This window comes from Kribbella albertanoniae (assembly GCF_004348455.1).
In the GTDB taxonomy this organism is placed as follows: domain Bacteria; phylum Actinomycetota; class Actinomycetes; order Propionibacteriales; family Kribbellaceae; genus Kribbella; species Kribbella albertanoniae.
Window position 1 is genome coordinate 1 of record NZ_SMKA01000387.1, and the last position, 6,519, is coordinate 6,519.

Sequence of the window (6,519 nt, forward strand, 5' to 3'; positions counted from 1 at the left end):
AGCGATGGGAGCCGCGAAGCGAGGGTGGTGTGGAAGAGGCGGGCGAGGTTGAGGGCTTCGGCGTTGTCGGGGGTGTGCAGGAAGATGGTGGGGGAGCGGCCTTCGGTGAGCCAGGTGTGGACCAACTCCACGAGGTAGGCCCAGCCTTCGACGGTTTCGGAGACCGAGTCGCGGCCGATGTAGCGGACGATGGGGAAGCCGGTGAGGGCGGTGGTCCGACGGGCTACGCGGGGTTTCTTCATCCAGGCGTCGCGTTCGGCGAGACTGGTGGCGCGGCGGCCGAAGAGGGTGCCGGTGTCGAAGGGGACCCATTCGGCTCCGGCGCGGGCCAGTACCTGTTCCAACGACGCAGCCACGCGCGGGTCGTCGAAGAAGGCCGGGTGACGGACTTCAACGGCGTACCGGTGTTCGCGGGGTGCGCCGCGCAGGAAGGCGGCCAGGGTGCCGAGGTCGCTGGGGGCGAAGGACGCCGGGAGCTGGACCCACATGGCGTGGTTGCGGGGGCCGAGTGGCTCGACCGCGGCGGCGAAGGCGTAGAACTCGGCGGCGATGTTGCCGAGGCGGCGTTCGTGGGTGATGACCTGGGGCAGCTTGACGACGAAGCGGAAGTCGGGCGGCGTCTGCGCGGCCCAGTTCTCGACCGATGAGCGGGCGGGAATCCCGTAGAAGGTGGTGTTGCTCTCCACCGCGTTCACCCAGGTCGCGTACGACGCGAGCTTCGCGCGGGACGGTTGCGGCCACGCGGGATGTGTCCACTGAGCACATCCCACGTGGAGCCGCACTGACGAAAAGATACCGTCAGAAAATCTAGCGCTCGACCTCACCGCGGATGAACTTCTCCACCAGGTCGCGGCAGACGTCGTCGGCGTACTGCTCCGGCGGCGACTTCATGAAGTACGACGACGCGGACAGGATCGGGCCACCGATGCCGCGGTCCTTGGCGATCTTCACCGCGCGGATCGCGTCGATGATGATGCCGGCCGAGTTCGGCGAGTCCCAGACCTCGAGCTTGTACTCCAGCGACAGCGGGACGTCGCCGAAGTTGCGGCCCTCGAGCCGGATGAAGGCCCACTTGCGGTCGTCCAGCCAGGCCACGTAGTCGGACGGGCCGATGTGCACGTTGCGCGGGTCGATGTCGTTGACCAGCTGCGAGGTGACGGACTGGGTCTTGCTGATCTTCTTGGACTCCAGCCGGTCGCGCTCCAGCATGTTCTTGAAGTCCATGTTGCCGCCGACGTTCAGCTGGTAGGTCCGGTCGACGGTGACGCCGCGGTCCTCGAACAGCTTGGCCAGCACGCGGTGCGTGATGGTGGCGCCGATCTGCGACTTGATGTCGTCGCCGACGATCGGCACGCCGGCCGCGGTGAACTTGTCGGCCCACTCCTTGGTACCGGCGATGAAGACCGGCAGCGCGTTGACGAAGGCAACGTTCGCGTCGATCGCGCACTGGGCGTAGAACTTCGCCGCCTGCTCGGAGCCGACCGGCAGATAGCAGACCAGTACGTCGACCTGCGCCTCACGCAGCGCGGCCACGACGTCGACCGGGGCTGCGTCGGACTCGGTGATGGTCTCGCGGTAGTACTTGCCGAGACCGTCCAGGGTGTGACCGCGCTGCACGGTGATCCCGCTCGGCGGCACGTCGCAGATCTTGATCGTGTTGTTCTCGCTGGCGCCGATGGCGTCGGCGAGGTCCAGGCCGACCTTCTTGCCGTCGACGTCGAACGCGGCGACGAACTCGACGTCGCGGACGTGGTAGTCGCCGAACTGGACGTGCATCAGACCGGGGACGCGCTCCTCAGGCTTCGCGTCACGGTAGTAGTGCACGCCCTGGACGAGCGAGCTGGCGCAGTTGCCGACGCCGACGATCGCTACCCGGATCGAGGTCATCTGGAATCTCCTTGGTCAGGCGGTGGGGGGTGTTGGGAGGGTTGCTGACGCCGCTCGCCGTCGATCAGCTCGTTCAGCCAGCGGACCTCGCGCTCGGCCGACTCCAGGCCGTGCCGTTGCAGCTCGAGGGTGTAGGCGTCCATCCGCTCCGCGGTCCGGGTCATCGCTGCCCGGAAGTTGGCCAGCCGCTCCTCCATCCGGGCGCGCCGGCCCTCGAGGATGCGCAGCCGGGTGGCCGGATCGGTCCGGCCGAAGAACGAGAACCGGACGCCGAACGTGTCGTCCTCCCAGGCCGACGGACCGGCATCGTGCATCGCGTGCGCGAAGTGGTCCTTGCCGTCGGCCGTGATCGTGTACACGATCTTCGGCCTGCGCCCCGCCTCCGGCGTACCGGGGTCGGCGGTGATCAGGCCGTTGCGGAGCATCGCCTTCAGGCACGGGTAGAGCGATCCGAACGACAGCACGCGTCCCCAGCCGAACTGGGCGTTGACGCGCTTGCGGAGCTCGTAGCCGTGCATCGGCGCTTCGTGCAGCAGACCGAGTACGGCGAGCTCGAGGACACCACTGCGGTTTCCCATGACCCACCTCCTCGATCCAGTTTGTCAGAACCTGATGTATCGGTTCGATACATCGTGTCGCCACTGTAAGCAGAGCTCGGAGCTGTGGACAACTCATGACAAAGGTTGCCTTTGTCACCTCACGCGGAGTCTTCACCGGGGCACGCGCCGCGGAAGCTGTTACGTCAGGCGCCGATCTGCGTTAATCGGTTGACACCACAGCGTCGTGGTCCAGGAGCGGAGGGTCATGGCCGACAGCCATGGAAAACACGCCAAGCACGAGCTCGAGGGCGAAGGGCCGCTGGCGCGGGTGGCCCTGCGGTTCACCGCGTTCACCGAGAAGTGGCTGCCGGACGCGTTCGGGTTCGTCCTGGTCGGCACCTTCGTGGTGCTGCTGTTCGGCCTCGTCACCGGTGAGCCGCTGCTGAAGCGCCCGGACGATCCGGCCGCGACCAAGGGGTTCGGGCTGGTCGATGCCTGGGGCATCGGGTTCTGGAGCCTGATCACGTTCACCCTGCAGATGGCGATGATCATCATCGGTGGGTACGCCGTCGCCACCAGCGGACCGGTCGCCCGGTTGATCACCCGGCTGGCCCGGATCCCGAAGACCCCCCGATCCGCGGTGGCGTTCGTGGCCGCGGTCGCGATGTTCGCGTCGTACCTGAACTGGGCGTTCAGCCTGATCTTCGCGGCGATCCTGGCGCGAGAGGTCGCCCGCAACGTGCCGAAGGCCGACTACCGCGCTCTGGGAGCAATGGCGTTCCTGGGGCTCGGTACGGTCTGGGCGCAGGGCCTATCGGGATCGGCCGCGCTGCAGGTCGCGAGTGCGAGCAGCAGCCCCGCACCGGTCCAGGAGGTCATCAAGGCTGGCGGTCGTGCCACCGGGCTGATTCCGCTCAGCGAAACGATCTTCACCTGGCAGGCGCTGCTCGCAACGCTCTTCGTGTACGTCGTCGGCGTGGTGATGGCGTGGTTCATCGCACCGGGCGAGGGCAGCTCGCGGACCGCGGAGCACCTGGGGATCGAACTCAAACCGTTGATCGGCCGAGGTTCGGCGTACAACGGTCAAAGAGAGGAAAGTGCGAAGCGCCGGCCTGGCGACTGGCTTGAGCACTCGCCGCTGTTCAGCTTGTTCATCGTGGCGCTCGGTGTGACGTATCTGATCCGCTACTTCGACGGCAAGAGTTTCTTCAGCGCACTCGACCTCAACACCGTCAACCTGATCCTGTTCCTGCTTGCGATGCTCCTGCACTGGCGCCCCTGGCGGATGGCGCGCGCGGTGCGCGACGGCGTGCCCGCAGCGGCCGGCGTACTGCTCCAGTTCCCCTTGTACGGCGGCATCTTCGGCATGATCGCGTATACCGGCATCTCCGCCCGGCTGGCCGGTTGGTTGGTGCAGGCAAGTAGTCAGTTCCTGCTGGCGCCGTTGGTGGCGATCTATTCGTGCATCCTCGGCATTTTCGTGCCCAGCGGCGGCAGCAAATGGGTGATCGAGGCCCCTTATGTCCTGCAGGCGGCCAACGAGCTCAACGTCGATGCCGGCTGGATGGTCATCGTGTACGACCTCGGCGAGGCGAGTGCGAACCTGTTGCAGCCGTTCTGGATGCTGCCGACGCTCGCGATCCTGGGGCTGAAGGCCCGCGACATCATGGGCTACACGTTCACCATGTTCCTGGCGTGCTTCCCGGCTGCGCTACTCGCTGTCACGTTCCTGGCGCCGCACGTCACTGGGTGATTCGCCCCCGAACCCTGGAGTTGGTACCCTCCGGAGCGGATTCGGGCCCGTTACCACACCCGCCGTAGTCTGTGGGGCAATGACTTCCGCGAGATCGTCGAGGATTGCACTGTGAGTGAAGCTCGTAGAAAAGCCGCTCCGCCGCGCCGGACCAAGAAACATTGGGCGCTCCGGGTGCTCGGCTGGCTGATGGCTCTCGGGTTCCTCGGAATCATCGCCGGAACTGCTGCCTTCTTCATCATCTACCAGCGGACCGAGATCCCGGACGTCAACAAGGAGTTCGAGGCGAACACCACGACAGTCGCGTGGGGTAACGGTGACACGATGGGCCGGTTCTACGAACAGAACCGGACGACGGTCCCGCTGAAGCAGATCCCCAAGCGGGTCCAGGACGCGATCCTGGCCGCCGAGGACCGGACCTTCTGGACCAACCCGGGCATCTCGCCCCAGGGCATGCTGCGCGCGGCGTTCAACATCGCCAAGGGTGAGCAGTTGCAGGGTGGTTCGACGATCACCCAGCAGTACGTGAAGATCATGTACCTGAACCAGGACCGGACCGCGTCCCGGAAGTTCAAGGAACTGTTCATCGCGACCAAGCTGAGTCGCCAGCAGGACAAGAACACGACCCTCGAGGGGTACCTGAACACCATCTACTTCGGTGAGGGCGCGTACGGCGTCGCGGCCGCGGGGAACGCCTATTTCCGGGTGACCGACCCGAGCAAGCTGACCGTCCCGCAGGCCGCCTTCCTGGCCACGGTGCTGAACAACCCGACGCTGTTCGACGTCGACAAGAAGGCGAACCACCCGCGGATCCTGGCCCGGTACCGGTACGTCCTGGACGGTATGCGACTGAGCGGCACGATCACCCAGGCCGAGCAGGACAAGTACTCCAAGGCGCTGCCGAAGATCGACAAGCCGAAGAAGAACAACAAGTACCGGGGCCCGAACGGCTTCCTGCTCGACATGGCGAAGAAGGAACTGCTGCGCCGCGGGTTCACCGAGAACCAGATCACCGGCGGTGGCTACAAGATCGTCACCACCTTCGACCCCGAGCAGCAGGAGAAAATCGTCAAGGCCGCCGAGACCCGGCTGCCGAAGAAGCGGGACAACCTGCACGTCGGGATGGCGGCGGTGAAGCCCGGGACCGGCCAGCTGATCGCGATGTACGGCGGTCCGGACTTCCTGAAGAGCCAGATCAACTGGGCGACGGCGAAGGCCCGGCCGGGGTCGTCGTTCAAGCCGTTCGCGGTGGCCGCGGCCCTGCAGGACGGGCGCTCGCCGTGGGAGAAGCTGCAGGGTGACAGCCCGATCGAGGTCCAGGGGCAGGAATTCAACAACGAGTTCAACCGTGACTACGGCAAGGTGGATCTGCAGTACGCGACCCAGGAGTCGGTCAACACCGCCTTCTACGACTTGGTCGACAAGCAGATGGAAGACGGTCCGGACAAGCTGGTGAACGCCGCCGAGGCGGCCGGTATCCCGAAGACCAAGGCGCTCGAGATCGGCCGGAAGAACCCGTCGACGGTGCTCGGTCCCGACCCGTACGCGTCGCCGGTCGACATGGCCAACGCTTATGCGACCTTCGCCGCTGAGGGCAAGGCCAAGGACCTGCACGTGATCAAGAGCATCACCGATAAAAGCGGCAAGGTGGTCTGGTCGGACGAGAAGAATCTGAAGCAGACCCAGGCCTTCGACAAGAACCTGGCCCGCCAGGTCAACAAGATCCTCGAGACCGTCGTCGAGGACGGCACCGGTGAGGACGCCAAGAAGCTGGACCGTCCGGTGGCCGGCAAGACCGGTACCGCCGGTGGTGTCGCGGTGGAGCATCGCGCGGAGGACAAGAAGTGTGACGGCTGCAAGCAGGGCACCGACACTCTGACCTCCTGGTGGACGGGCTACACGCCGGAGCTGTCGACGTCGGTGATCTACCGCGCCGGCAAGACCGGTGAGGCCGACCTCGACCCGTACTCGAAGGACGAGGCGTTCTTCGGTGGCAACTGGCCGCTGAAGACCTGGCTGGCCTACATGGAGCCCGCCCTCGATGGCCAGGCCGACACCGAGTTCGCGGAGCCCGACGAAGGCTCGGTCGACGAGAGCCCGAAGCCGCCGAAGCCGTCGAACACCCCCTCGAACACGCCGTCCAACACCCCGAGCGGTCCGCCGTCGAACACGCCGAGCGGGCCCCCGACCAAGACCCCGACCGGTCCGACGAACACTCCGACCGGTCCGACGAAGCCCACTAAGCCGACCAGGACTCCGGGCTGGCCGACCATCACGCCACCAGGTGACCCGGAGACTTCGGAGAATCCGGGCGGTGGTCAGTAGCTCAGCCACCCCGCC

5 protein-coding genes are annotated in these 6,519 nt (G+C 66.1%); 2 read left to right on the forward strand and 3 right to left on the reverse strand.

The window, feature by feature from the left end:
* The 3 genes from E1261_RS42270 to E1261_RS42280 all read right to left on the reverse strand — a co-directional run.
* Positions 1 to 782: DUF72 domain-containing protein (locus E1261_RS42270; protein ID WP_132415542.1), on the reverse strand; the 782-nt coding region annotated here is incomplete at its 3' end.
* A gap of 25 nt (positions 783 to 807) precedes the next feature.
* Positions 808 to 1,887, reverse strand: a complete 1,080-nt coding sequence (locus E1261_RS42275) for an inositol-3-phosphate synthase (RefSeq protein WP_132415544.1) — start codon at positions 1,885 to 1,887, stop codon at positions 808 to 810.
* Complete coding sequence (locus E1261_RS42280; protein ID WP_132415546.1) at positions 1,884 to 2,465, reverse strand: PadR family transcriptional regulator; 582 nt, start codon at positions 2,463 to 2,465, stop codon at positions 1,884 to 1,886. The genes E1261_RS42275 and E1261_RS42280 overlap by 4 nt, the downstream gene beginning before the upstream one ends.
* A 226-nt stretch (positions 2,466 to 2,691) precedes the next feature.
* Between E1261_RS42280 and E1261_RS42285 the strand changes: the two genes are divergently transcribed.
* Both E1261_RS42285 and E1261_RS42290 read left to right on the forward strand, forming a co-directional pair.
* Positions 2,692 to 4,179, forward strand: a complete 1,488-nt coding sequence (locus E1261_RS42285) for a short-chain fatty acid transporter (RefSeq protein ID WP_132415548.1) — start codon at positions 2,692 to 2,694, stop codon at positions 4,177 to 4,179.
* 111 nt (positions 4,180 to 4,290) lie between these two features.
* Positions 4,291 to 6,504, forward strand: a complete 2,214-nt coding sequence (locus E1261_RS42290) for a transglycosylase domain-containing protein (RefSeq protein WP_272948647.1) — start codon at positions 4,291 to 4,293, stop codon at positions 6,502 to 6,504.
* Positions 6,505 to 6,519 lie beyond the last annotated feature (15 nt).